A 24,947-nucleotide genomic window follows, 5' to 3' on the forward strand; every position below is an offset into this window, starting at 1 on the left:
GGTCACTCCAGGGTGCGCCGCGTCTTGCGGGCGGTGAGGGCCAGCCAGAAGGCGGCCAGCAGCAACAGGCAGACGCCGTTGACCAGCAGGATGGAAAGCACGTTGCCCGCCTGGTAGAGGGTCTGCAACGAGCTCGCGAAGTAGCGGGCCGGGATCAGGTGCGTGATGGCTCGCAGCAGCGGCGGCATGCTGGCGATTTCGAACACGAAACCCGAGAGCATCATGGCCGGCAGAAACGCCGCCGTCAGCGCGGCCTGGGCGGCGTTGAACTGGCTGCGCATCACTGTGGAGAGAAAGAGCCCGAGCCCGAGGGCGCTGCCGAGAAACAGGGTGGTGAGCATGAACAGGGAGATCAGCGAGCCGCGCCAGGGCACCCCCATCACCGCCACCGAGAAGAGCAGGCAGATGAGCATGGCGGCGATGCCGAGTCCGTAGTAGGGCAACAGCTTGGAGAGCAGCAGCTCTGTCTTGGTCACCGGGGTGGCGAGCAGCGCCTCCATGGTGCCGCGCTCCCACTCCCGGGCCACCACCAGGGAGGTGAGCAGGGCGCCTATGATGGTCATCACCACGGCGATGGACCCGGGCACCAGGAAGTTGCGGCTCACCAGCGCCGGGTTGAACCAGGCGCGGCTCTCCACCGCCACCGGCAGGGAGACTCCCTCCCTGGCGAGCCATCCCTGCCAGATCCCCTGCACGTAGTTGGTGACGAAGTTTGCCGTGTTGGGTTCGGAGCCGTCGGTGAGCAGCAAGACCCTGGGGGTGCTGCCGCCCTGGCCCGCCATGGCACGGGAGAACCCCTCGTCGATCACCAGCAGGCCGCGGATCTCGCCGCGCTCCAGGCTGCCGAGCAGCGCCTCCTTGCTCGAACCGTCCTGCACCTCAAGGGCGTTCGAGCCGCGCAGGGCCTGTTCGAGGCGGATGGCCGGTGCGCCGCCGTCGGTGCGCCAGATGCCGAGTCGCAGGTGGTCCACGTCCAGGTTGATGGCGTAGCCCATCACCACCAGCAGCACCACAGGCATGATGAAGGCGATGAGGATGCTGCTGGGGTCGCGCACTATTTGCAGGGACTCCTTGTGGCACAGGGCCAGCAAACGGCGGCGGTTGATGCTCATGCTTCCTCCTCGCTGGCCTGCTCGACCAGGGTGATGAAGGCCTCTTCCATCGTTGGTAATGAAGAGGTTGGTAAGGAGAGGGTGACCCCCCCGGCGGCACTGGCCTTGAGTTCGTCCGGGGTGCCGAGCGCCAGCAGGCGACCGCGGTAGATGAGGGCGATGCGGTCGCAGTACTCCGCCTCGTCCATGAAGTGGGTGGTGACCAGCACTGTGACCCCGTGATCGGCCAGGGCGTTGATGTGGGACCAGAACTCCCGCCGGGTCACAGGATCGACCCCTGAGGTAGGCTCGTCGAGGAACAGCAGCGGCGGCTCGTGGAGCAGGGCGCAGGCGAGGGAGAGGCGCTGGCGCAGGCCAAGGGGCAGGGATTCCGTCTGCTGGTCGAGCCAGGAGCCGAGGGTGAACGCCTTCACCATGGCGTCGATGCGCGTCTGCTGCTGGCGACCGAACAGGCCGTAGATACCGGCGAAGAACGACAGGTTCTGGGCCACGGTGAGCTGCTTGTAGAGGGAGAACTTCTGGGCCATGTAGCCGAGGTGCTGACGCGCCGCCGAGGGGCTGCGGGCCAGATCGATGCCGGTCACCAGTGCCTGCCCGCTGCTTGGGCGCAGCAGGCCGCACTCCATCTTGAAGGTGGTGGACTTGCCCGCGCCGTTGGGGCCGAGCAAGCCGAAGATCTCCCCCCGGCGCACCGCGAAGCTGACGTCGTCGGTGGCGGTGAAATCGCCAAAACGCTTGGTGAGGCTGCGCGCCTCGATCACCGCCTCCGGTGATACCCCCTCGGGCAGGCTGGCCTCGCGCATCAGCTGCGCCAGGCTGGATTCCCCACCCGGGCCGCCCCCCAGCAGATCGATAAAGGCATCTTCGAGCCGCGCAGGGGTCGGTACGAAGCCACCCTCCGAGAGGCTGAGCTCCGCCAGGGGAGGCGGCATCTGGTCCGGGTGCAGCAGCAGGCGCACCCGCTCCCCCGCCACAGTGCCGTCCATCACCGCGGGGTGAGCCAGCGCCCGACGCAGCAGGGCGCGCCGCTCACGGCCGTCCAGTTCTCCGGCTTCCAGCAGCCAGCAGCGGCTCGCCATGGCGCCCATGAGATCCGCCGGGGTGCCGCTGGTGCGCAGCTCGCCGTCCGCCATCAGCAGCACGTGGTCGCACAGCTCAGCCTCATCGAGGTAGGCGGTGCTCCAGAGCACCGTCATGCCTCCCTGGGCCAGCTCGCGCACCATCTTCCAGAGGGCGCGGCGGGAGATGGGATCGACCCCGACCCCGGGCTCGTCGAGCAGCAGCACGTCCGGGGTGCCGAGCAGGGCGCAGGCCAGCCCCAGCTTCTGCTTCATCCCCCCCGACAGCTTGCCCGCCGGCCGTGCGGTGAAGCGGGCGAGATCGGTGAAGGCGAGCAGGCGCGCAAAGGTGGGGCTGCGCTCTGGCTCCAGCACCCCGCGCAAGTCAGCATAGAGGATGAGGTTCTCCTGCACGCTGAGATCCTCGTAGAGCCCGAACTGCTGGGGCATGTAGCCCAGCCGCTGACGCAGGGCATCCCCCTCGCGCACCGGATCCAGCCCCAGCACCCGGATTTCCCCGGCCTCCGGTACCAGCAGACCGGCCAGCAGGCGCAGCAGTGTGCTCTTGCCCGCTCCGTCCGGCCCTACCAGGCCCGTGATGCCGCCGGTCGGAATGGTGGCTGAGATGGCGTTGAGGGCCACCCGTTCGCCGAAGCGCTTGGTGAGCCCGGCGAGCTGGATGGCGGCGTTCATGGCTGCAGCCTGACGGTGACCGGCATCCCCTGGCGCAGGGCGGAGTCAGGATCCTGCACCACTATGCGCAGCCGGTAGACCAGGTGAGTGCGAAGATCCGGCGTCTCCACGGATTTGGGGGTGAACTCGGCGGTGGGGGAGACAAAGCCCACCACCCCCTGATAGGGCTTGTCCGGCCTGGAGTCAGTGGTCAGGGTCACCCTGGCACCGCTCGGGAAGTGGCCGAGCCAGGGCTCCTCCACATAGGCACGCACCCAGACCGGCGCTGTCAGCGAGAGGTTGAAGGCGGTAGCCCCCGGCTGCACCATGCTGCCGGTCTCGATGGCGCGGGTGAGGAGGATGCCGTCGCTCGGGGCTGTCAGCACGGCGTCGGCGAGCGCCAGTTCGGCGCTGGCCAGCGCCGCCTTGGCCCCTTGCAGCTGGGCATCGGACTGGGCTATCTCCTCCGGACGGTAGCCGGTCTCGAGCTGGCCGAGCTGCTCGCGGGCGGAGCGCACCTGGGCCTGGGTCTGATCCCGCTGGGAGCGGGCGCTGTCGAGCTGGCCACGGGAGATGGCGCCGGTCGCCGCCAGCGCACTCTGGCGACGCCACTGCTGCTCTGCCTCGAGGGCGGCCGCCTCGGCGGCGGCCAGCTCGGCCCGAGCCCTGTCAGTCTCTTCCCTGCGATACCCCTTGTGCATCAAGGCGTTGGCCGCTTCGATCGCGGCCAGATTGGCGCGGGCGCTGTCGCGCTGGTGGGCAAGGGGCACGGGATCGAGACGGGCCAGCGGCTGACCCGCCTTGATGGCGTCCCCCTCATCGACCAGCACCTCGCTGACCCTGCCGCCGACCCTGAATGCCAGATTCACATCGCGGATGTCGACGTTGCCGTAGAGGATGGAGCCGTCGGCCGGGCGGCCCTGCCACCAGAGGTAGCCACTGAGCAGGGTCAGCAGCACGGCCAGGATGGCGATGCGTTGTTTCATGCGGGATCTCCTTCGGAGCGGCGCAGGCCGCGCAGGGCCCATACCAGGCGTTGCCGGGCGGCCTCGGGGCTGTCTATCTGGGACAAAAACGGCGCCGCCTCCGGAGGCAGCCAGCCGAGCTGGCGACCGCCACCGGCGATCACCAGGGGCAGACCGACGGAGCCCATGATGAAGATCATCAGCTGCAACGGGTTGCCCGCCACCAGGGATCCCTCCGCCTGCGCCTTCTGGACCTGCTCGAGCAGCAGCAGGGGGTGGCGGCGTGGCAGGCTCAGCAGAAAGCGCTGGGCCGCGTTCTCGCCGGCCAGGGCATCGCCAAACAGGTGATTGATGAAGCTGCGCTGGCGCGCCACCAGGGCGATCACCGCCACCATGGTGGCTTCGAAGGTCGCCAGGGCAGAGGGGTAGGTGCCGCGGGCAGCCACCGCCTTGAGCTCATCAAAGAGGGGGGCGTACCAGAGCTCCACCAGCTCGTCGATGAAGGCGTCGCGGTTGCCGAAGTGGTAGACGAAAGTGCCGAGATTGACCTCGGCCGCCGCCGCCAGCTCGCGCACAGTGAGGCCGCGCAGCCCCTTGTCGGTGGCGATCGCAAGGCCCGTATCGAGCAGTTTTTGACGAGTGGGGTGCATCTAGTAGCGCTCCTGTTGCACAGATTTTGATCTGAATTATACGCTCGTATAAATTCTAGGGAAGGGGGCGGGTCGATCTTTTTTGAACAAGGGGTGAGCGGCGCCTCGCTGCTCTGTGTGACGGAGGGAAAAGGCGGATGCAGCGGGCCGGAGCCCTCGGGATCCCGGGCTGCCGCGCCCTGCTCCCCGGGCGGCCAGGAGGTGGATTTGTCTGCCGCCGGGGGGATCAGCTGTCCCTGATGTCCACTCCATAGGGGGCCTGGGCGCAGGTCTCGCGGATGAGAGTGCGCAGCCAGCGGTGAGCCGGGTCGGCGTCCTGACTGGGGTGCCAGATCAGGGCGACCCTGATCCCTGCCAGCGGGAAGGGCAGGGGCAGGGTCACCAGATCGGCGTGCAGGGCGGTGCAGTGCCGTTCGGGCACTGTCGCCACCAGGTCGCTGCCTCGCACCAGGGCCAGGGCAGTGGCAAAGCCGGGGACCAAGGTCGCCGCCTCCCGTGCCAGGCCGAGGTGTGCCAGGGCCTCGTCTATGGGACCCTGCTCCAGCCCGCGCCGCGACACCAATATGTGGTGGGCGGCGGCATAGCGGGGGGCGGTCAGGGAGCCCTCGCACAGGGGGTGGCCCGGACGCACCACGGCGACGAAGTGGTCCTGAAACAGCGCCTGGGTACGCAGCTCGGGCGCCGTCTCTGCACCTATGACGCCGGTTTCGAAATCCAGCTCGCCGCTGCGCAGGGGGCCGCTCCCCTTGTCGGGCTTGGCCAGAAAGTGCAGCCTGACCCCGGGGGCCTCGGCGGCGAGTCGCGCCAGCAGGGCAGGGCCGACCGCCTCCACGAAGCCGTCGCTGGATCTCAGGCGGAAGGTGCGCACCAGCCGGGCCGGGTCTATCTCCTGCTGGGGGCGCAGCACGGCGTGCGCGTCCTGCACCAGCTGGCTGACCTGGGCGCGCAGGGCCAGGGCACGCGGCGTGGGCACCAGACCCCGGCCAGCCCTGACCAGCAGGGGGTCACCCGTGGTCTCGCGCAGCCTGGCCAGGGCCCGGCTCATGGCGGAGGGGCTCAAGGAGAGTCGCCTGGCGGCACCGGCCACGCTGCCCTCGTCCAGCAGGGCATCCAGGGTCAGCAGCAGATTGAAGTCGGGGGTGTTCATGGCATTGCCCTCGCCGAGCCGGGGATCCCGGGTGATGACCCATGACGGTCGGTTGGCTTCATCATACGCGAGAACCCCGATTTTCATATGGCGTCTCATGCAGCTATAAGCTGCAAGTCGTGCGTCTTCCGCCAGCTCATGCCCCCCGCTAGCCTTGTGGCATCATCCTCTGCCGGAGACAGTGCCATGTCAGAACCCAAGCCCCTCCCAACCCCTGCCGCTCGCCGCCTCGGCCTGCTGGCGCTCGGCCTCGCCACCCTGCTGCCCATGTTGGGGGGGAGTCTGGCCAACATGGTGCTGCCTGCCCTGGGGCAGGCCTTTGCGGTGCCCTTTGCCAGCCTGCAGTGGGTGCTGGTGGCCTATCTGCTGGGGATCACCTGCCTGACGGTGGTGGCTGGCCGACTGGGGGACAGGTTCGGTCGGCATCGTCTGCTGCTTCTGGGGCTGGGGCTCTTTGCGCTGGCCTCGTTGCTATGCGCCCTGGCGCCGACCATAGGCTGGCTGATCGGGGCCCGTGCCCTGCAGGGGGTCGCTGCGGCCTGCATGCTCTCCCTGGCGCTGGCCATGGTGGGTCAGCTGGTGCCGCCGGCGCGGCGGGGCTGGGGTATGGGGCTGCTCGGTACCCTGTCGGCCTGCGGCACTGCGCTCGGCCCCTCCTTTGGCGGCATGCTGACGGCCGGCTTTGGCTGGCAGGCCCCCTTCCTGCTGCTGGTGCCCCTTAGCCTGCTGGCGCTGGGTTGTGCCTGGCTCGGCTTGCCCCGGGACGGCTCCCCGCCACAGAAGGAGGGGATGAACTTCGTGAGCCTGTCACTGCTGGTGGCTGCCCTGCTCTGCTACGGCCTGGCGCTGACCCTGGGGGGCGCCCTGGCTCTCTGGTGGGGGGCGGGGGCCCTGCTGGTCACTGCCTCGTTCGTTCGCCGCGAGCGCCGTGCCCCTGTACCCCTGTTGCCGCTGGCGCTGCTGGGGGCCCCGGGGCTGCGCGACGGCCTTGTCGCCAGCGCCCTGGTGGCCAGCGTCATGGTGCTGACCCTGCTCATAGGCCCCTTCTACCTGAGGGGCGTCTTCGGTCTCAGTCTCGGGACTGTCGGCCTGATGATATCGGGCGGGCCCCTGCTGGCGGCCCTGACGGGCATGCCCGCCGGCTGGCTGGTGGACAGGCTGGGCGCGCGGCCGGTGGTCCGGCTGGGGCTGGCCGTCATGGGGACTGCGGCCCTCGGCCTGGCCGGGGCGGCGGGGCAGTTCGGCCCGCTCGGCTACCTGCTGCCCATACTGCTGCTGACCGCCGGTTATGCCCTGTTCCAGACCGCCAACAACAGTGCCGTGGTGGGCGGGGCGAGTGAGCAGACCCGGGGCGCCGTGGCCGGTCTGCTGACCCTGTCGCGCAATCTGGGCCAGTTGACCGGGGTGGCCGGGCTCGGCGGCCTGTTCGCCGCCCTGGTGGGAGAGCAGGGCCTGACCCTGGCCAGCGAGCTGCTGTTTGGCACCCGGGCCCTCTTCGCCCTGAGCGCCCTGCTGATTGGCCTGGCGCTCTGGCTGGTGGGTCGCCGCCGGGAGGGGGTGCTGGTCAGCACCTGAGCTGGAGCAGAAACGCATACAAAAACGCCTCCCCGAAGGGAGGCGTTTGTTTAACGGGAGGGGCGCGCTTACAGAATGTAGCGGCTCAGATCCTCGTCCTCGATCAGGGCGCCGAGGTGGGCGTTGACGTAGTCGGTGTCGATGACGAAGGTCTCGCCGGACTTCTCGGAGGCGTCGTAGGAGATGTCTTCCATCAGCCGTTCCATCACTGTGTGCAGGCGGCGGGCGCCTATGTTCTCGGTGCGCTCGTTGACCTGCCAGGCCGCCTCGGCCAGACGGCGGATGCCGTCCTGGGTGAACTCGATCTTGACCCCTTCGGTAGCCATCAGCGCCTGGTACTGATCGGTCAGGGAGGCGTTCGGCTCGGTCAGGATCCGCTCGAAGTCATGGGTAGTCAGTGCGGTTAGCTCGACCCGGATCGGCAGGCGACCCTGCAGCTCGGGGATGAGGTCCGACGGACGGGCCACCTGGAAGGCGCCGGAGGCGACGAACAGTATGTGGTCTGTCTTGACCATGCCGTGCTTGGTGTTGACGGTGCAACCTTCCACCAGCGGCAGCAGGTCGCGCTGTACCCCTTCACGGGAGACATCGGGGCCCGAGCTCTCGCCGCGCTTGCAGATCTTGTCGATCTCGTCGAGGAAGACGATGCCGTTGTTCTCGACTGCGGCGATCGCTTTTTGCTTCAGCTCTTCCGGGTTGACCAGGCGGGCCGCTTCCTCTTCGATCAGCGCCTTCATGGCCTCCTTGACCTTGATCTTGCGCTTCTTCTTCTGCTGCTGGCCGAGGTTCTGGAACAGCCCCTGCAGCTGGTTGGCCATCTCTTCCATGCCCGGCGGGGTCATGATGTCGACGCCCATGGGGGTGGCGGCCAGATCCAGCTCGATCTCCTTGTCATCCAGCTGACCTTCCCGCAGTTTCTTGCGGAAGATCTGGCGGGTGTTGGAGTTGTCGGCCTTCTCCTCCTCGCCCCAGCTGTTGCGCGGGTTCGGCAGCAGGGCGTCGAGGATGCGCTCCTCGGCGGCTTCCTCGGCGCGGTATTTCATCTTCTCCATCTCGGTCTCGCGCACCAGCTTGATGGCGACATCGGTGAGATCGCGGATGATGCTGTCCACTTCCTTGCCCACATAGCCCACTTCGGTGAACTTGGTCGCTTCCACCTTGATGAAGGGGGCGTTGGCGAGCTTGGCCAGACGACGGGCGATCTCGGTCTTGCCGACCCCGGTCGGGCCTATCATCAGGATGTTTTTCGGGGTCACTTCATGGCGCATCTCTTCGCTGAGCTGCATCCGGCGCCAGCGGTTGCGCAGGGCCACGGCCACCGCACGCTTGGCATCGGCCTGACCGATGATGTGTCTGTCCAGCTCGTGGACGATTTCTCTCGGGGTCATCTCGGACATGATGGAGTTCCTGTATCCGGGGCGGGCAGGGCCCACCCCTTGGAGAATGAGTTGGCTGACGGGCGTCCTTACTTGGCGCTGTAGTCCAGCACTTCGATGGTGTGGTTGCCGTTGGTGAAGACGCAGATGTCGCCCGCAATCTTGAGGGACTTCTCGACTATGGTCCTGGCATCCAGATCGGTGTTTTCCAGCAGGGCGATGGCGGCGGACTGGGCGAAGTTGCCGCCGCTGCCGATGGCGATCAGGTCATGCTCCGGCTGCACCACGTCACCGTTGCCGGTGATGATGAAGGATTTGTGCTCATCGGCCACGGCCAGCAGGGCCTCGAGGCGGCGCAGGGCGCGATCGGTGCGCCAGTCCTTGGCCAGCGCCACTGCGGCGCGTTCCAGGTTGCCCTGATGGGCCTGCAGTTTGGCTTCGAAGCGCTCGAGCAGGGTGAAGGCGTCGGCGGTGCCGCCGGCAAAACCTGCCAGCACCTTGCCGTTGTAGAGACGATGAACCTTGCGGGCGTTGCCCTTCATGACGGTGTTGCCGAGGGAGACCTGGCCATCACCGCCGATCACGACCTGGCCGTTGCGGCGGACGGAAACTATGGTAGTCACTTTACTTACCTCGCTTGAGCCGAATGACGGCCGGACTGTGCATGGCAAGAAAGATGGGGATGGCAAACCGGCTTTTCAAGCCTGCCTGTTGTCGGGAGAAAGGGGGAGGCCATGTCGGCGAGGGAGAGGGGAGTCGAAAGGAGAAGGGCCGAGGTTGTCCCCCGGCCCTTCCTGTTTGGCTCTGTGGCTAGCCTTTCTTGGGAATGCAGCCGCTGATGCCGGAGCCTTGCAGCTTGCGGTTGGCCGCATCGACGGCCGCCTTGCCGCTGAAGGGCCCCACCATCACCTTGTAGACGGTGCCATTGGCGCCATTGACCACCTGCAGGCTGGAGGAGAGGCCGGCACCGAAGGCGATGCGCGCCTTGAGCGATTCGGCGGAATCCTGCGAGCGCAGGGCGGCGCACTGCATCATGTAGCGACCACCGTCGGCTGCCGCCGTCTGGGTCGCCGCCTTGGCCTTGGCGGCCTCGGCACGCTCCCGCTCCAGCTCGGCACGGATCTCCCGCTCCATCCGCTCACGCTCGGCCTTCTGGTTGATCACCTGCTCTTGGGCGCTGGCGACCGGGGCACCGGTGGCCGGCTTGGTCGGTTGCACCGGTTGCGGCTGGAAGGGCTTCACCTGACCGAGGGGGGTCCCGGGTTGGGGGATCTCGGTCGGTACCGGCTGCGGCAGCTTCTCGGGTTGCAGGGTGAGGGTCTCGGCAGGCGGTGGCGGCAGCACGCCCGGCTGGGGCGGCGGCTCTATGATGTCCACCTGCTTGTTCTCCAGCCGTTCGATGTAGCTCCACTTCTCCTGGGGCAGGGTATTGCCCTGTGCCTTGGGTTTGTTGGCCTTCACCTGCTCTTCGATGGTGGGGGCATCAGCCCCCTTGCCGTTGATCAGGTAAAGGAAGGCGCCAAAGCCGACGACCAGGGCCCCGGCCAGCAGTGCCGGGATAACAGGAAAGCGGCGAGGTGCCGCTTTCTTGATGTTACGACCACCGGCCCGTCGTCTCGGGCTGTTGCCGACGTAATCCCGGGTCGCCATCTATTACATGCGCTCCAGGGTGTATATGCCCAGCACGCCCAGGCCCAGCTTGAGCACCTTAGCGGTGGCGGCGCACAGCAGCAGGCGGCTGTTGCGGGTCGCTTCGTCCACGCCGTCCTTGTTGATCGGGCAGGCTTCGTAGAAGGTCATGAAGTTGCCGGACAGCTCGTACAGATAGGTGCACAGCAGGTGCGGCATGCCCTTGTCCGCCACGCCGTTGACCGCGTCGGAGAACTGGATCAGCTTCTGGGCCAGCACCTCTTCGGCCTCTTCGTTCAGGGTCACGTGGCCGGTCAGGGCCTCGGCATCGATGTTCGCCTTGCGGAAGATGGACTGGATGCGGGTGTAGGCGTACTGCAGGTAAGGAGCAGTGTTGCCTTCGAACGACAGCATCATGTCCCAGTCGAAGATGTAGTCGGTGGTGCGGTTCTTGGAGAGATCCGCATACTTGACCGCGCCCATGGCGATGGCGTGGACCACCTTGGCCTTCTCTTCGGCAGAGAGGTCGCTGTTGCGGCTCTCCAGCAGGGCACTGGCGCGCTCTTCGGCTTCGTTCAGCAGATCGACCAGCTTGACGGTGCCGCCGGAGCGGGTCTTGTAGGGACGGCCGTCCTTGCCCAGCATCATGCCGAAGGCGTGGTGCTCAAGCGGTACGGATTCCGGCACATAGCCCGCCTTGCGGGTGATGGTCCAGGCTTGCATCAGGTGCTGGTGCTGACGGGAGTCGATGAAGTACATGACACGGTCGGCGCCCAGGTTTTCATAACGGTACTTGGCACAGGCGATGTCGGTGGTGGTGTAGAGGAAGCCGCCATCGCTCTTCTGGATGATGACGCCCATGGGCTCGCCATCCTTGTTCTTGAACTCGTCGAGGAAGACCACGGTGGCCCCTTCGCTCTCGACCGCCAGGCCCTTGGCCTTCAGGTCGGCCACTATCTGGGGCAGCATGTCGTTGTACATGGACTCGCCCATGATGTCCTTGTTGGACAGGGAGATGTTCAGGCGGTCGTAGTTGCGCTGGTTCTGCTCCATGGTCATGTCGACCAGCTTCTTCCACATGGTGCGGCAGTACTCATCGCCACCCTGCAGTTTGACCACGTAGTTGCGCGCGCGCTCGGCGAAGGCTTCGTCTTCGTCGTAGTGACGCTTGGCCTGGGTGTAGAAGGCTTCCAGGTCTTTGAGCTCCATGTCGGAGGCGTGTTCGTTGGCCATCTTCTCCAGGTAGGCGATCAGCATGCCGAACTGGGTACCCCAGTCGCCGATGTGGTTGGCACGCACCACCTTGTGGCCGAGGAACTCCAGGGCGCGGGCGGCCACGTCACCGAGGACGGTGGAGCGGATGTGGTGCACCGCCATCTCCTTGGCCACGTTCGGCGCCGAGTAGTCCACCACCACTGTTTGTGGCGCGGGCAGCTTCACGTTGGCGTTGGCACTGGTCACCATGGCTTCCACCTGACCGGCCAGCCAGCTCGGGTCGAAGAAGAAGTTGATGAAGCCGGGACCGGCGATCTCGACCTTGGCGATCAGATCGGAGGCGGGCAGGTGCTCAATGATGGCAGCGGCCAGCTCACGGGGGTTCTTGCGGGCCGGTTTGGCCAGCAGCATGGCCAGGTTGGTGGCCAGGTCGCCGTGAGCCTTCTCCTTGCATCGGTCTACTTGCACCCGGGCTTCCAGGTCGGCCGGCAAGACGCCCGCGGACTTGAGATTGGCTACCGTTTGTTCAAGTAGATGATGAATATGCTCTTTCATAACTGACCACCGAGGTTGCGCGTCGAAAAATGACTGACTGGATAAGGGCGTGAATTTTACCCGCATCGGGCCGAGAAAACTATAGGAATGGCCCGACCCCCTAGGGGTGGCGGATATTTCACTGCGTTTTCCACCACATTGCAGAATATTGATTTGAATAAGTGGTGGTTATCCATTTCTACTGCATATCGAAGCGGCTTGTCCAGGCTATTTTCCCCTGATTGTTAAGGGGTTATTTATTCCAATTTGGTCTGAATGATCCCGCGCCGTCCGGCGGTCGTATCCTTAGAGGAAGTCGCTAGAGGACGATCCCGATGACACTGGTGCTGTTTCCACTCTCCGCCCACCTGCTGCCCGGTGGCATCATGCCGCTGCGCATCTTCGAGCCCAGGTATCAGCGCATGATAGCCGAGGTGCGGGAGCGGGAGTTTGCGCTCTGCATGCTGGACCCCCGCCAGCCCGACGCCATGCGCAACATGTATCCCATCGCCACCCGGGTGCGGATCATCGATTTCGATCTGCTGCCGGATGGCCTGCTCGGCATCACAGTGCTCGGGGTGGAGCGGGTCAGGATAGTCGATCTGTGGCAGGAGCCTGACGGCCTGCGGGTCGGCGAGGTGGAGCCGCTGCCCCCCTGGCAGAGCGGCCGGCTCAAGGCCGACCAGCACACCCTGGCCAAGGCGCTGCAGGATGTGTTCAACGACTACCCGGAATACGCTGCCCTCTACCCCGAGCCCGACTGGGACGACGCCAGCTGGGTAGCCCAGCGCTGGCTGGAGGTACTGCCCATCCCGGTGGAGCAGAAGCAGTGGCTGGTCGCGGCCAAGGATAACCAGCCCGCCCTCTCCCTGCTGAGCGGCCTGCTGGTCGCGAGCCACTGAATTCCCGTCCCCGGTGATCCTTTTGCCCCGCCCGTCGTAATGGTGATGACAGCAACACTCAAGGGATGGCGCAATGGCATATACTGGCCAACCACAATCGGCTCCACGCAGGATATCGCCCCCCATGGACAACCCAGATGGCGATCTGACGTCTCTTCTCATTCGGGTGGCCGAGCATGGCGACAAGGTCGCCTTCGCCACCCTGTTCCACCACTTCGCGCCGCGCATCCGCAGCTATGGGATGCGCCACCTCGGCAGCGAGGCCAACGCCCTCGAGCTGGTGCAGGAAACCATGCTGCTGGTGTGGCAGAAGGCGCGCCTCTATCACCCCGAGAAGGGGGCGCCGACCACCTGGATCTACACCGTCATGCGCAACCAGAGCTTCGACATGCTGCGGCGCCGTCGCGCCAGCAAGGAGGATCTCTGCGCCGAGGAGCTGTGGCCGCTGCTGGAGTTCAGGGCGGAAGAGGAGCACCTGAGCGGCGGGGAGGACGCCGTGCTGACTCGCCAGATGGCAGATTACCTCGCCACTCTGCCGGAGCCGCAACAACAGGTGGTGCGCGGCATCTATCTGCAGGAGTTTTCCCAGCAGGAGCTGGCCGATCGGCTAGGCGTCCCGCTCGGGACCATCAAGTCCCGCCTCCGGCTGGCATTACAGAAACTGAAAGAGCAAGTGGAGCAAGGCCATGATTAAGACCCATCCGACCGAACTCATGTTGCGGGCCTTCGCCGCCGACGAGTTGCCCCTGCCGCTGGCCGTCGGTGTCTCTGCCCATTGCGAGCTCTGCCCCGCTTGTGCCGCCCAGGTACAGACCCTTGAGGCCGAGTTGGCGAACCAGCTCCTGGCGCCGACCGCGCCGGATCAGGAGCTGCCGGTCGGGCTCGACGCCATGCTGGCGGAGATACTGCAACAACCCGTGGCAACGGCGGCCGAGCTAGCGCAGCAGGTGCTGCCAGCCCCCGAGTTGCGGGTCGCGGGCCAATCCTACCGGCTGCCACGGGTGCTGGCCCGCCACCATGCGCCCAAGTGGCGCCATGTGGGCGCCATTCGCCAGCACAGCCTGCCGCTCGACGAAATGGGGGCTCGCGCCAGCCTGCTCCATATCGAGGCCGGTGGCCGCATCCCCGAGCATACCCACAAGGGCTATGAGCTGACCCTGCTGCTGGCGGGCAACATGCAGGAGGGGGACATCTGCTATCAGGCGGGGGACTTCATCTGGCGCGATGCCAGTCACGCCCACAGCCCGCACACCCCGGACGGCTGCCTCTGCTACACGGTGCAGGATGCGCCCGTCCACTTCACCAAGGGGCTGTCGCGGCTGCTCAACGGCATCAGCCATCGCCTCTACTGAGCCGTGTCGGGCAATAAAAGTCGGGCAACAAAAAAGGGACCATAAAGGTCCCTTTTTTCATCAGGTAATCCCTCGGGATCAGGCCACAAATACCAGGTAGACGGCGAAGGCCACCACGAAGCGGTAGATGGCGAACGGGATGAAGTCGAGGCGACGGATCAGCGCCAGGAAGGTCTTGATGGCGATCATGGCGACCACGAAGGCGGTGACGAAACCCACCGCAAACATGGGGAAGTCGGCCATGGAGAGGAAGTCACGGCTCTTGTAGAGGTCCAGTCCGCTGGCCGCCATCATCATGGGCACCGCCATGATGAAGGAGAACTCGGCCGCCGCATGGCGGCTGATGCCCATCAACATGCCGCCGCTGATGGTGGCGCCGGAGCGGGAGAAGCCGGGCCAGAGCGCCAGGCACTGGAACAGACCTATGCCGAACGCCTGCTTGTAGCTGATGTCGTCCAGGGTCTCGGCGGTGACGGCGGGGCGGCACTTCTCGGCGATGATGAGCAGTATGCCGCCGGCCACCAGGGCATACATCACGGTTTCAGGGCCAAACAGATGGGCCTTGATCCAGCTGTGGATGGCCAGCCCGATGAGCACGGCGGGCAGCATGCCGAGGATGATGTGCACCAGGGAGAGGGTGGCATGCCCAGGTGCCGGTTTCTGACCGAAATGGATGCCGATGAGGCCGAAAAGGCGGCGCCAGAACATGACGACCACCGCCAGGATGGAACCCAGCTGGATCACCACCTCGAAGGTGGCGGCCTTGGGGCCTTCGAAACCGAGCAGGTGGCCGACGATGATCATATGGCCGGTGGAGGAAACGGGCAGAAACTCGGTCAGGCCTTCCACTATGCCCAGCACGAAGGCCACAAACAGGGCGTAGGATTCGGTCATGGTACAGATCTCTTGGTTGATGGGTGCGGATAAAATCAGCCCCGATCAGGGTCGGGGCGGCCAATGATGGCGGAAAATCACGCGGGCAACCAGAGAATATTGGAGGGGCCTCTGCGGTTTCCGGCCCTTGTATGGCGGCTGGCGCCTTCCGCATGGAGGCGATGCGGGTTTAGTGGCAAAGCCCCGGGCGTTGTTGCCACCCCGTCACCTTCTGACATGGCCGCCACGGGCAGTCAGCCGCCCGTGGCGGGGCCGATTCATCATGCCAGCACCGCCAGGATCTGCTGTTGCAGCGCCTCCTCCAGTGGCGGCAGGGCCAGGGCCTCGACCGCGCTCACTATCTGCTGCGGGCTGCTGGCGCCGATGAGGGCGCAGCTCACCACGGGATCGCGCAGTACCCACTGCAATGCCAGCTGTGACAGGGGTTGACCCCTTTGCTGCGCCAGGGCGTGGAGGGCGCGGATGCGGGCCAGCTTGTCCGCGGTGATCTGATCTGGCTTGAGGAAGGGGCTGGCGCTGGCGGCGCGGGAGTCCGCCGGGATCCCTTCCAGATAGCGATCGCTCAGCAGACCGCCCGCCAGCGGCGAGAAGGCGACCACGCCCACCCCCTGTTCGCGGCAGACCGGCAGCGTCTCGGCCTCGATGTCGCGCTGGAACAGGGAGTATTTGAGCTGATTGACCAGGCAGGGGGTGCCGAGCTCCGCCAGTCGGGTCGCCGCCTGGGCGGCAAGCGGGGCAGGGTAGTTGGAGAGGCCTATGTAGAGCGCCTTGCCCTGGCGCACCATGAGCGACAGCGCCTGGCAGGTCTCCTCCAGCGGGGTGCGGGGATCCGGCCTGTGGTGATAGAAGATGTCCACATAGTCGAGACCGAGCCGGCGCAGACTCTGGTGCAGGCTGGCAAAGAGGTACTTGGCGCTGCCGCCGTCGCCGTAGGGGCCGTCCCACATCACATAACCCGCCTTGCTGGCGATGATCAGCTCGTCTCTGTAGGGAGCCAGACTGCCCTTGAGCACGCCGCCGAAGGTGGTCTCGGCGGCGCCCGGCGGCGGCCCGTAGTTGTTGGCGAGATCGAAGTGGGTGATCCCCAGATCGAAGGCCTGATGCACCATGACCTTCACCCTGGCGGGATCGCTCCCTTCACCGAAGTTGTGCCAGAGGCCGAGACCTATGCCGGGCAGGCGAAGGCCGTGGCGACCAGCGGGTCGGTAGGGCAGGCGCTGGTAACGATCCGGCGCGGCGAGGTAGGGATCATCCATGAGTACTCCTGATTCAGCTTTCATGTGCAGGACCTTCGGCCTCAAGCCGTTGCTGGTGCGGGCATCGACACGCCGGGGGGTGTCTGAATGCATCGCCATACAACGCCAGAAGCCATCGCTGTTGTCAACGGCAATGACGGCTGCAACGGCTGTTTGGTCACAGATTGTAAATTCAACATAAAACAACGGGTTGGCATAGTTCCTATGCCAACCCGTCGCGCCTCAATTACTGCCGGTTCTCAGCCCCATCCCTGTGGAGCACGGGGATCGGCAGCGGATCCTGGCCGGGTGGTTACCACCATACGTTGGCTTGCAGGCCGACAGTCCAGGTGTCATCGGCGGTGCCGTTGTCGAAGGCGTGGGAGCCATCCCAGTCGGCGTTGTCGCTGTCGAGGTAGCTGGCGAACAGGCGCAGCTCCGGCTCGCCACGGCCGAAGGAGAAGGCCTGGGCGATGGTGGTCTTGGAGCCACTGCGGGAGTCGACGTCACCGTTCTCGGTCTTCTCGTCCTCGAAGTAACCGGCTTCCACATAGGTGCGGGTGATGTCGGTCCAGTGGTAGGTCACCTTGGCACTCACGGCGAAGGCGCTTGCATCACCCTCGACGCCATCCCACCGCTTGATGTCGTTCGCTTCGGCGTAGTTGATGGCGTGGCTCAGATCCCAGTCTGCGGCCAGCGGGATGATGCCGTAGTTGCGGATGGCGAAGCCGTTGCCGCTCTCGACACGGCCGCTCAGGGTATCGGCAGAGCCGAAGGTGACCCCTTGCAGGGCGGAACCGTCGGCGTAGTACTGGAGGGTGGTCTTGTTCCAACCTGTCTCCAGGAGCGACTGATTCAGTTCCAGCATCACGGCATGGCCGTCGGCGTAGTCATGGTTGCCCAGATCGGCATCGATCTGCTCGGCGGTGGCATCGGCCTTCAGGAACTTGTAACCCATGGCCAGGGTGGCGCCATTCCACAGCGGCAGGTCGGTGTAGAGCAGATCCAGCTGGTTGGAGTCGATCATGTCCTCTATCGGATCGCCGACACTGTTGTTGTAGGTGCCGGCGATGTCGCGATGCAGGGCGGCGACGGAGAGCTTGCCCTGGCCCAGCTGCATGTCTTCGATACCGCCACCTATGTTGGTCTGGTTCCAGTAGAAGAAATCATTCGAGTCGATGACGAAGCCCTTCTTGTACTGACGGATACCAGCCCAGGAAGTCTCACCCAACCCCATGAAGTTGCGCAGCTGCATGTTCATGTTCTCCCACCCGAAGTTGGAATCGCCCATGTTGCTGTTGGTGTCGCCGTCGTACATGTTGAACATGGTCTGGATATAGACGGACTTGGTCTCGTCGCTCTTCAGTTCCTTGCCGAAACCCACCTCGGCATAGGTATCGAATTCGTTGCCCAGACGACCGACCTTGTTCTTCTGGAAGCTGCCCCCCACGGCATCTTGCATGGAGCCGCTGTCGCCCGTTCCCATGCCGGAGCGGAAATAGCCGTAATAATCGAAGCCGGCCGCCTCGGCAGAAACGGCAGCTTGCGCGGAGAGCGCAGACACGACGGCAACGGCAATTGGGAGCCACTTGGTTTTCATGATCTCTTCCTTATAACAATGATGGATTGGGTAACGCCGAAAACAATCAGCACCCCACTGAGTCAATTCCCTGACCGATTTGAAACTCGACACCTCTCTGTGCTGAGTCTTGAAAACATAAATAATTGGAATAGCGGCGTGACGGCATGGGAGCCTGCCACAGGTGACCGTTATTTTATGAAACAGTGTTGTCCACTCTTTAATAAAAGAATGGGGTATCTTCAGGACATCATTGCCAGCGGCATGTCTTCGCAACTCGCTTTCATTTATCGCAATGGTTAACAACGAGGACGCGATAATGGCAAATCCGTTGAGCGTTTTTCGAAATAACGTTGTGTCGATTCGAACATCTGCCAGCCCCTCGTCTGACGAGCAGCCTGCTGCCTGTCACAGGCTGACATCACAGGTGTCTCGACCCTTATCATGGCGTTCAGGCGCTGTGCTGGCGCGGATAACCACGTAAGAGCCTGTTCGGGAGTACGCTCACACTTTGCCTGCCATGGGTCGAGCGGCCCTCATGGCACATCAAAAATAGGTGGAACCTTTTCACGCATATTTTTACCTGGCTGAGACAGCGTATCAAAAAGGCATTCTTGTAGAGTCAGCCTGACTATAGCAAACAGACCAGACGAGAACATGAATAGAAATTTATTTTGCCATGGGCTTCACACAATTCTTTCTCTATTTCATTCAAGTGGACTCATTCCAGTTCATATTAATTTGATGATGTGTTTCTCTAATATTTAAACTGAACTGGTGCTTAATTGAAGAAATATTCAAGGTCGCTCAGCTTGCTTGATTTAAGCTGAATAAAACAAATTAATGTTCAATCCATGTCGCCACCATGTTGACAATTGTTGCTGCGTGGTGAGGTCGATATATGAACCGGTAGATCGCGCCGAGTGATGTGGTGAATTTGATGGGCCACATGACACTCTCCTGCATCAGGCTGCTGCCGGCAACCACCAAAAAGCCTCTCAGGGGGCGATGGCGCTGCCGCCGGCAGCAACCTGGCCTTTCTCCCGGGCGGCGAGTGCACGGCTCTCTTCTGCAACCATGCCGTTGAAGCCCCCACACCGGGGTTCCCATCAGTGCGGGGCTGTCCGTGGGCGCCCTGAGCCGGCATCCAGACCACCTTGCGCTCGGCATGCTCAAGGTCGGCGATATCTCTGGTTCGCCATAGGGTGATGTCGTTGCCGGTTGTCTGGGTGTAGTAGTAAAAGCCGTCGTCATGGCGTACGACCCAGGGGTCTGCGTCATCACTCAGGATGGGATTGGTAAACGTCGAACCGACCTGCGCTGGCATGATGGCTCCCACCAGGATGAACAGAGTGAACAGGATGCGAAACATGACTGATGCTCCATGAAGGGGCGAGGCTTGCCCGCCCCTCGGCTCAACGCCGCAGGCTCTGTCCCTGCTCGCCGAAGAGGTGGACGTATTCGAGGGCGACGGTGAGGGAGACGCCCTCGTCGCACGCGGGCACCCGCCGATCCGTGTTGACCTTGGCCAGCAGCAGTCGCTCCAGACCCTCGCACTTGATGTGCAGGATGGCGGAATCGCCGAGGTTCTCTACCAGAGAGACCCGGCCCTGGAGATGGGCGCCCGACGCCCCCTCTGCACCGACCAGCAGATGTTCGGGGCGGATCCCCAGCTTGATGCTGCGCTGGTCGGTGCAGTCGAACGATGACTCAGGCACGGCCAGCGCGATCCCTCTGCCTGCTGTCAGCTGCCAGTGTTTCCCCTCTGCTCCCGCCAGTTTGCAGGTCAGCAGGTTCATTTTTGGCATGCCGAGGAAGGTGGCCACGAATTCGGTGGCGGGGCGCTGGTAGAGATCCAGCGGTGAGCCCACCTGCTCGATGTGTCCCTTGTTGAAGACCACGATCCTGTCCCCCAGGGTCATCGCCTCCACCTGATCGTGCGTCACGTAAATCATGGTGGTGCCGAGCTTCTGGTGCAGGCGCGCCAGCTCGGTGCGCATCTGCCCGCGCAGGGCCGCATCCAGGTTGGAGAGCGGCTCGTCGAACAGGAAGACGTCGGGTTCGCGCACTATGGCGCGACCGATGGCAACCCGCTGACGCTGGCCCCCCGAGAGCTCGGCGGGTTTGCGATCCAGCAGGTGGGCCAGTTGCAGGGTCTCCGCCACCCGGTTCACCTTGGTGGCGATCTCGTCCTTCGGCGTGCCGTTGAACAGCAGGGAGAAGCCCATGTTCTCGGCCACCGTCAGGTGGGGGTAGAGAGCATAGGACTGGAACACCATGGCGACCCCCCGCCTGGCGGCATCCAGATCGTTGGCGCGCTTGTTGCCGATGTGCAGATCCCCTTCGGAGATCGCCTCCAGCCCGGCGATCATGCGCAGCAGGGTGGATTTGCCGCAGCCGGAGGGGCCGACGAAGACGACGAATTCCCCCTGCTTTATTTCCAGATCCACGCCGTGGATGACGGCATTGCCGTTGGGATAGGTCTTCTTGATGTTGTTAAGCAATACGCAGGACATATGAATGTTCTCTCACGAGGGCCCGTGCTGGCCGTAAAACAAAGGGCTCGCCTCGGCGGGCCCGTGAATGGTCAACCCTTGAGACCGGTGGCAGCGAGGAAGCCCGATGCGACTCGTTTCTGGAATATGACGTAGAGGATGGCGACCGGCAGGCCACCTATCAGGGCCGAGGCCATGTTCTGGGCATAGCGCACCCCGTAGGTGTCGTTGAGCTGGGTCAGGCCGATGGGGATGGTCATGTTCTCGGTGGAACTCACCACCAGGAACGGCCAGAGGAAGTTGTTCCAGGCCCCCATGAAGGTGATGATCGCCATGGCGTAGATGATGTTTCGAGACAGGGGCAGATAAACGCGCAGCAGCACCTGCCACTCCCGTGCACCATCCAGGATGGCCGCCTCGCGAAAGTCCTTGGGGATCTGATCGAAGAAGCGCTTGAGCACGAACAGCACCATGGGCGACACCACCTGGGGCAGGATCACGCCACCGAGGGTGTCCGCCAGTCCGAGGTGATAAATCTGGCGGAAGAGCGGGATCACCAGGGCCTCGAACGGGAAGATGATGCCGAACATGCAGCACCAGAACAGCAGCTTTGCCCCCCGAAAGCGGAGCTGGGAAAAGCTGTAAGCGGCCAGCACTGTGACGGCCAGCGTCAGCACTGTGACCGCCAGCGAGGTGAATACGCTGTTCATGAAGAAGATGGGCAGATCCCCCAGGGTCAGCACCTTGATGAAGGCATCGAGGGTGACGGGGTCGGGCAACCACTGCAGCCCGGCGACGGTCTGCTCCTCCGGGCGCAGCGCAGTGCTGATGGCCCACAGCAGCGGGGCGCCCCACAACAGGCAGAGCAGCAGGGTCAATGAAATGGCCAGCAAGGCGGTAAATGTCAGTTTGCTCTTCATCTTAGCCTCGACGATTGATGAATCTATTAGCCAGGGATTGCAGCACCAGAATGAGCAAGACGATCAGCACGAAGACCACGGCGATGGCAGAGGCATAGCCGGCGTTCTGGTTGACGAACCCGGTCTCGTACATGTAGTGCAGAACGACTTTGGTGCTGTCGAAGGGGCCGCCGCCAGTCAGCAGGTAGGTCTGGCCGAAGATCTTCAGGGAGGCCACCAGTTGCAGGCCGAAGACCATGACGGTCACGGGGCGCAGCTGGCGCCAGGTGATGTAACGGAAGATGCCCCACTCCGAGGCGCCGTCGAGCCGGGCCGCCTCGTAGAGGTCCTGCGGGATGTTCTTGAGCGCCGCGAGGAACAACAGCACGTTGAAGCCGACGGTCCACCAGATGGTCGCCATCGCGACCATGGGCATGGCGAAGTCCGGGTCGTTGAACCAGGCGATCTCGGTACCCGCGATCAGGTTGACCACCCCAAAGGTGGGGTGCAGCATCCATCCGCCTATCATCGCCATGACGGCGATAGGCAAGATGTTGGGGATGAAGAAGATGGCCTGCACCAGGCCGGCGAAGCGGGTGAGCCGGTTGATCAGCATCGCCATCACCAGCCCCAGGGCGGTCAGGGGGAGCACGGTGAGCAGGGCGAAGTAGGCGGTTTGCAGCAGCGAATCCCAGAAGCTCGGGTCTTGCAGCAGTTCCACATAGTTGGCAAGGCCAACATAGCCGTGGGTCTCGGTCAGCCCGCTGTCGGTAAAGCTCAACTGCAACGTTTGCAGGGCCGGAATGACAAAGAAGAGCAAAAAGGCGAGCAGGAAGGGGGCCAGCATGAGCCAGGGCGTCATGAGGGCCCCCAAGCTGCCGGCGGGGGTTCTGGTAGTGTCTTTATGATCCATGTCTGCGATTGAGCCTGGAATGAAGGAAACGGAGGGGCAGGAGGTGATCCTCTGCCCCGAGGTCATTAACGGGCCGGGCGGCTCATGAACTTGCCCGCATCGCGCTCGAACATCTGCAGTGCCTTTTCGGTGGGCAGCTGACCGGTCAGGGCGGCAGGGAAGTACTTGGAGGCGGTGGCCTGCAGGGGGCCTGCGGCTCCGCTGTACCAGCCGTCCGGGTCATAGACGATGTGGCTGGCGGTGTCGCTGACATAGTCGGCGAGCAGCGGCATCTCCTTGAACTCCTTGGTCTCCACTACCGGTTCATAGGCCGGGATATGGCCACCCTCGGCCCAGGTGATGGCCTGCTGGTTGATGTAGGCGGCGAACCGGGCGACCCCTTTCATCTTCTCGGCCGAGATGGGTTTGCCCTTGTTGTTCGGAATGGCGAGCGCGTGGGAGTCGGCCCAGGCCGCCTGCACACCGTTGAAGAAGGAGGGCAGCGAGGCAACCCCCACCTCGAAGCCGAGCCTGCCGCCCTTCATGCCGTCGGTGACGGAGGGCACTTCCCAGACGCCGTTGAGCATGAAGGCGGATTTGCCCGTCATGAATTCGGTGGTGGAAGAGGTGTAATCCAGCCCCTTGGTGGCGTAGCCGTCGGCATACCACCTGGCCATGGCCTCCATGGCCTTCTGGCCCGCCTCACCGTAGACGAACTTGTTGTTCTCGATGGTCTTTCCCCCCTGCTGGGTGATCATGGAGAGCCAGAGGCGGTACGGCATATAGGACATGGGAGAGGTCTCCATGCTCAGCCCCATGGCGCCCTGATCTTTGACGCTCTTGAGCGCCGCGTCGAACTGTGCCAGCGAGGTGATGGGCTTGAGCTTGCCCTGCTCGTCCAGCAGGCCGGCCTTGGCCGCGATGGACTTGTTGTAGTAGAGCACCAGGGCATGGGTATCGATGGGCAGCGCATAGGTCTTGCCATCGACGTTCGATTGTTTCCAGAGCAGCGGGAACAGCTTGCCGCTGTCATAGCTGGCGGCTTGCATCGCCTGTTCCGTGATGGGCTCCAGGCCCTGGGTCTGGGTGAAACCGGAGATCTTGGAGAGATGGATGGTGGCCATGTCCGGGCCGCTGCCCATGGCGGAGGCGGTCTTGAGCTTGGTGTAGAAGGGTTCGCCCCAGTTCAGGGTGGTGGTCTCTATTCTGTAGTCGACCTGGCTGGCGTTGAAACCGTCGACCAGCTGTTTCATGCGGGCGCCGTCGCCGCCGTTGAGCAGGGTCCAGTATTGCAGTGTGCTCTGCGCCAGGGTGACGGGAGAGAGCGTCGCGCCCGCGACCAGCAATGCCAACAGCTTTATCTTTTTCATCATTTGACCTCTATGCGTAGGGTGAGGCGATGCCCGGTGGATCGCCCCGGAAGGTTTTTTTATTCGTCGGTCAGGGACCGGATCAGGGCAACTTCGCGTCCGTCATAAGGGGAGCCATCCGCTTCGAGCAGGTCGTGGAACCAGGTGTCCGCATACTCGGGGAGTTCGCGCTGGATGTTGGGCCAGGGCAGATGGGTCTGGGTTTTCCCCTTGACCAGCCCCCACTGGTAGCAGGCGATTTTCCGTTCCTTGAAGAGGGGCAGTTGTTCATGCATGAAGGACTGGGCATGGCGAGCGAGCCATTCGGTGCAGAGCAGGGGGCGATCATAGGCCGCGACTATTGCCAGGCTCTTTTCCAGCAGCGCCAGTGGCTGATAGGCATGGAAACTGATGACGTCTGACAGCTCCATCGCCCGGATGTCGGTGGGATGGGCAAAGATGGGGTCATCCGGGCTGAAGTGGTTGGCGGCATGCCAGGCACAGACGGTGAGCGGCTGGCTTGGATCCGCTTCGCGTGCCCAGGTGAAGGCCAGCTCCATCAGATGGTGGCTGTAGGGCTCCATGGCCGGATCGAACTCTTCAGACAGGCCGGGGCCGCGGAAGATGCCGCGATTGGTCGGCTCGTTGTAGAGGTCCCACACCAGGATGCGATCGTCCTTGGCAAAGGTGCCGACGATGTCCTTGATATAACGCCCAATCTCATGCCACTGCGTAATATCCATGACGACGTTGCGTCCGGGGCTTGCCGCCGCCTGGCTGTTGTGCAGCTGTTCGACAGGCCCTTTCTGCGGGCCAAGGTAGGGGTGATCACCGGAGAAACCGCAATCATCCATGGGGGTCAGCATGACGCCGATCCCTTCTGCGGCTGCGGCCGCGAGAAAATGGTCGATGCGGGCGATCAGGCCGTCCCTGTCTGCCTGCCAGACGATGAAGGGCAGGTTGGTGCGCAGGGTGTTGTAGCCCACCTCTCTGGCCCAGGCCAGCTCCTGCCTGATGGTCGGGAGATCGAAGGTGTCCCGCTGCCACATCTCCGTCCAGTTGACGGCGGTTCTGGGCAAGTAATTGAACCCTCTCAACCAGGGTTGCCTGCTCCACCATTGCCAGGCCTGGTCTGTGGACCACTGTTGTACCGCCATCGAAACACCCCATTGCTAATCATTGTTTTTGATTAGCTAATTTTTATTAGCCAATCATGTTGATGGCAAAGGATGAAGGGTGAAATTTGGTGGCTGGTCACAAAATGAACCTGAGCAGGGCTCATTCCAATCTCTGGTTTCGCCGTCGCTGTTCTCCGCACGGCGCCTTTCGAGTGAGGGGTGCGAGCCGAATGACACCATGATAAGGGTGATAACTTGGCTGGCTCCCCCCTGTCCCCTGGGTTATGATTGGCGAGAAA

General features: G+C 63.8%; 22 protein-coding genes. 4 read left to right on the forward strand and 18 right to left on the reverse strand.

From position 1 onward, the window contains the following. Positions 1-2 precede the first annotated feature (2 nt). From WIR04_RS00810 to WIR04_RS00830, 5 genes are all read right to left on the reverse strand, one after another. Positions 3-1,112 carry an ABC transporter permease gene (locus WIR04_RS00810; protein ID WP_338889779.1) on the reverse strand — a complete coding sequence of 370 codons (1,110 nt, stop codon included), beginning with the start codon at positions 1,110-1,112 and terminating at the stop codon, positions 3-5. Then, positions 1,109-2,863 carry an ATP-binding cassette domain-containing protein gene (locus WIR04_RS00815; protein WP_338889781.1) on the reverse strand — a complete coding sequence of 585 codons (1,755 nt, stop codon included), beginning with the start codon at positions 2,861-2,863 and terminating at the stop codon, positions 1,109-1,111. Before WIR04_RS00815 ends, WIR04_RS00810 begins: the two co-directional genes overlap by 4 nt. Continuing rightward, on the reverse strand, positions 2,860-3,828 hold the full coding sequence (gene hlyD, locus WIR04_RS00820; protein WP_338889783.1) for a secretion protein HlyD: 969 nt from the start codon (positions 3,826-3,828) through the stop codon (positions 2,860-2,862). The genes WIR04_RS00815 and hlyD overlap by 4 nt, the downstream gene beginning before the upstream one ends. Further along, positions 3,825-4,457 carry a TetR/AcrR family transcriptional regulator gene (locus WIR04_RS00825; RefSeq protein ID WP_307765682.1) on the reverse strand — a complete coding sequence of 211 codons (633 nt, stop codon included), beginning with the start codon at positions 4,455-4,457 and terminating at the stop codon, positions 3,825-3,827. Before WIR04_RS00825 ends, hlyD begins: the two co-directional genes overlap by 4 nt. Before the next feature lie 226 nt (positions 4,458-4,683). Continuing rightward, positions 4,684-5,604, reverse strand: a complete 921-nt coding sequence (locus WIR04_RS00830) for a LysR family transcriptional regulator (protein ID WP_338892419.1) — start codon at positions 5,602-5,604, stop codon at positions 4,684-4,686. A gap of 186 nt (positions 5,605-5,790) precedes the next feature. Here WIR04_RS00830 and WIR04_RS00835 point away from each other — a divergent pair, with 186 nt between their 5' ends. Next, positions 5,791-7,179, forward strand: coding sequence for an MFS transporter (locus tag WIR04_RS00835; protein WP_338889787.1), 1,389 nt, complete (start codon positions 5,791-5,793; stop codon positions 7,177-7,179). A 68-nt stretch (positions 7,180-7,247) separates the two neighbouring features. On the opposite strand, the gene hslU is transcribed toward WIR04_RS00835, so the two are convergent. The 4 genes from hslU to argS form a co-directional block, all read right to left on the reverse strand. Beyond that, positions 7,248-8,576, reverse strand: coding sequence for an HslU--HslV peptidase ATPase subunit (gene hslU, locus WIR04_RS00840; protein ID WP_005328414.1), 1,329 nt, complete (start codon positions 8,574-8,576; stop codon positions 7,248-7,250). Positions 8,577-8,644: 68 nt separating this feature from the next. Next, positions 8,645-9,178, reverse strand: a complete 534-nt coding sequence (hslV, locus tag WIR04_RS00845) for an ATP-dependent protease subunit HslV (RefSeq protein ID WP_025328697.1) — start codon at positions 9,176-9,178, stop codon at positions 8,645-8,647. Positions 9,179-9,365: 187 nt separating this feature from the next. Continuing rightward, positions 9,366-10,205 (reverse strand): SPOR domain-containing protein, encoded by an 840-nt coding sequence (locus tag WIR04_RS00850; protein WP_161507696.1) that lies wholly within the window; start codon positions 10,203-10,205, stop codon positions 9,366-9,368. Between the two features lie 3 nt (positions 10,206-10,208). Beyond that, on the reverse strand, positions 10,209-11,954 hold the full coding sequence (gene argS / locus WIR04_RS00855; RefSeq protein WP_338889796.1) for an arginine--tRNA ligase: 1,746 nt from the start codon (positions 11,952-11,954) through the stop codon (positions 10,209-10,211). A gap of 314 nt (positions 11,955-12,268) precedes the next feature. On the opposite strand from argS, the gene WIR04_RS00860 reads away from it, so the two are divergent. The 3 genes from WIR04_RS00860 to WIR04_RS00870 all read left to right on the forward strand — a co-directional run bounded on the left by WIR04_RS00860 (position 12,269) and on the right by WIR04_RS00870 (position 14,187). Further along, positions 12,269-12,835: an LON peptidase substrate-binding domain-containing protein gene (locus WIR04_RS00860; protein ID WP_025328694.1), complete on the forward strand. Its 567-nt coding sequence runs from the start codon at positions 12,269-12,271 to the stop codon at positions 12,833-12,835. Positions 12,836-12,959: 124 nt separating this feature from the next. Beyond that, positions 12,960-13,529: a sigma-70 family RNA polymerase sigma factor gene (locus WIR04_RS00865; RefSeq protein WP_025328693.1), complete on the forward strand. Its 570-nt coding sequence runs from the start codon at positions 12,960-12,962 to the stop codon at positions 13,527-13,529. Then, a complete protein-coding gene (locus tag WIR04_RS00870) occupies positions 13,522-14,187 on the forward strand; it encodes a ChrR family anti-sigma-E factor (RefSeq protein ID WP_338889801.1) in 666 nt (221 codons plus the stop codon). Before WIR04_RS00865 ends, WIR04_RS00870 begins: the two co-directional genes overlap by 8 nt. A gap of 78 nt (positions 14,188-14,265) precedes the next feature. Here WIR04_RS00870 and bacA read toward each other — a convergent pair whose 3' ends face one another. The 9 genes from bacA to WIR04_RS00915 form a co-directional block, all read right to left on the reverse strand. Continuing rightward, positions 14,266-15,081, reverse strand: coding sequence for an undecaprenyl-diphosphate phosphatase (bacA, locus tag WIR04_RS00875; RefSeq protein ID WP_025328691.1), 816 nt, complete (start codon positions 15,079-15,081; stop codon positions 14,266-14,268). Positions 15,082-15,341: 260 nt separating this feature from the next. Beyond that, positions 15,342-16,337 (reverse strand): aldo/keto reductase, encoded by a 996-nt coding sequence (locus tag WIR04_RS00880; protein WP_338889803.1) that lies wholly within the window; start codon positions 16,335-16,337, stop codon positions 15,342-15,344. A gap of 292 nt (positions 16,338-16,629) precedes the next feature. After that, entirely contained in the window at positions 16,630-17,916 is a 1,287-nt protein-coding gene (locus WIR04_RS00885; protein ID WP_338889805.1) for a carbohydrate porin, read from the reverse strand. A gap of 826 nt (positions 17,917-18,742) precedes the next feature. Beyond that, positions 18,743-19,267: a hypothetical protein gene (locus WIR04_RS00890; protein WP_338889807.1), complete on the reverse strand. Its 525-nt coding sequence runs from the start codon at positions 19,265-19,267 to the stop codon at positions 18,743-18,745. A 43-nt stretch (positions 19,268-19,310) separates the two neighbouring features. Further along, a complete protein-coding gene (locus WIR04_RS00895; RefSeq protein WP_338889809.1) occupies positions 19,311-20,411 on the reverse strand; it encodes a sn-glycerol-3-phosphate ABC transporter ATP-binding protein UgpC in 1,101 nt (366 codons plus the stop codon). Positions 20,412-20,482: 71 nt separating this feature from the next. Next, positions 20,483-21,310, reverse strand: a complete 828-nt coding sequence (locus WIR04_RS00900; protein ID WP_338889811.1) for a carbohydrate ABC transporter permease — start codon at positions 21,308-21,310, stop codon at positions 20,483-20,485. Between the two features lies 1 nt (position 21,311). Beyond that, positions 21,312-22,151, reverse strand: a complete 840-nt coding sequence (locus tag WIR04_RS00905) for a carbohydrate ABC transporter permease (protein WP_307765674.1) — start codon at positions 22,149-22,151, stop codon at positions 21,312-21,314. A gap of 116 nt (positions 22,152-22,267) precedes the next feature. Then, positions 22,268-23,554 (reverse strand): extracellular solute-binding protein, encoded by a 1,287-nt coding sequence (locus WIR04_RS00910; protein ID WP_338889814.1) that lies wholly within the window; start codon positions 23,552-23,554, stop codon positions 22,268-22,270. Between the two features lie 56 nt (positions 23,555-23,610). Further along, the gene (locus WIR04_RS00915; protein ID WP_338889816.1) at positions 23,611-24,609 is read right to left on the reverse strand and encodes a cellulase family glycosylhydrolase; all 999 of its coding nucleotides are present in this window, start codon (positions 24,607-24,609) and stop codon (positions 23,611-23,613) included. Positions 24,610-24,947 lie beyond the last annotated feature (338 nt).

This window comes from Aeromonas rivipollensis, from assembly GCF_037811135.1.
Classification (GTDB): Bacteria; Pseudomonadota; Gammaproteobacteria; order Enterobacterales; family Aeromonadaceae; genus Aeromonas; species Aeromonas rivipollensis.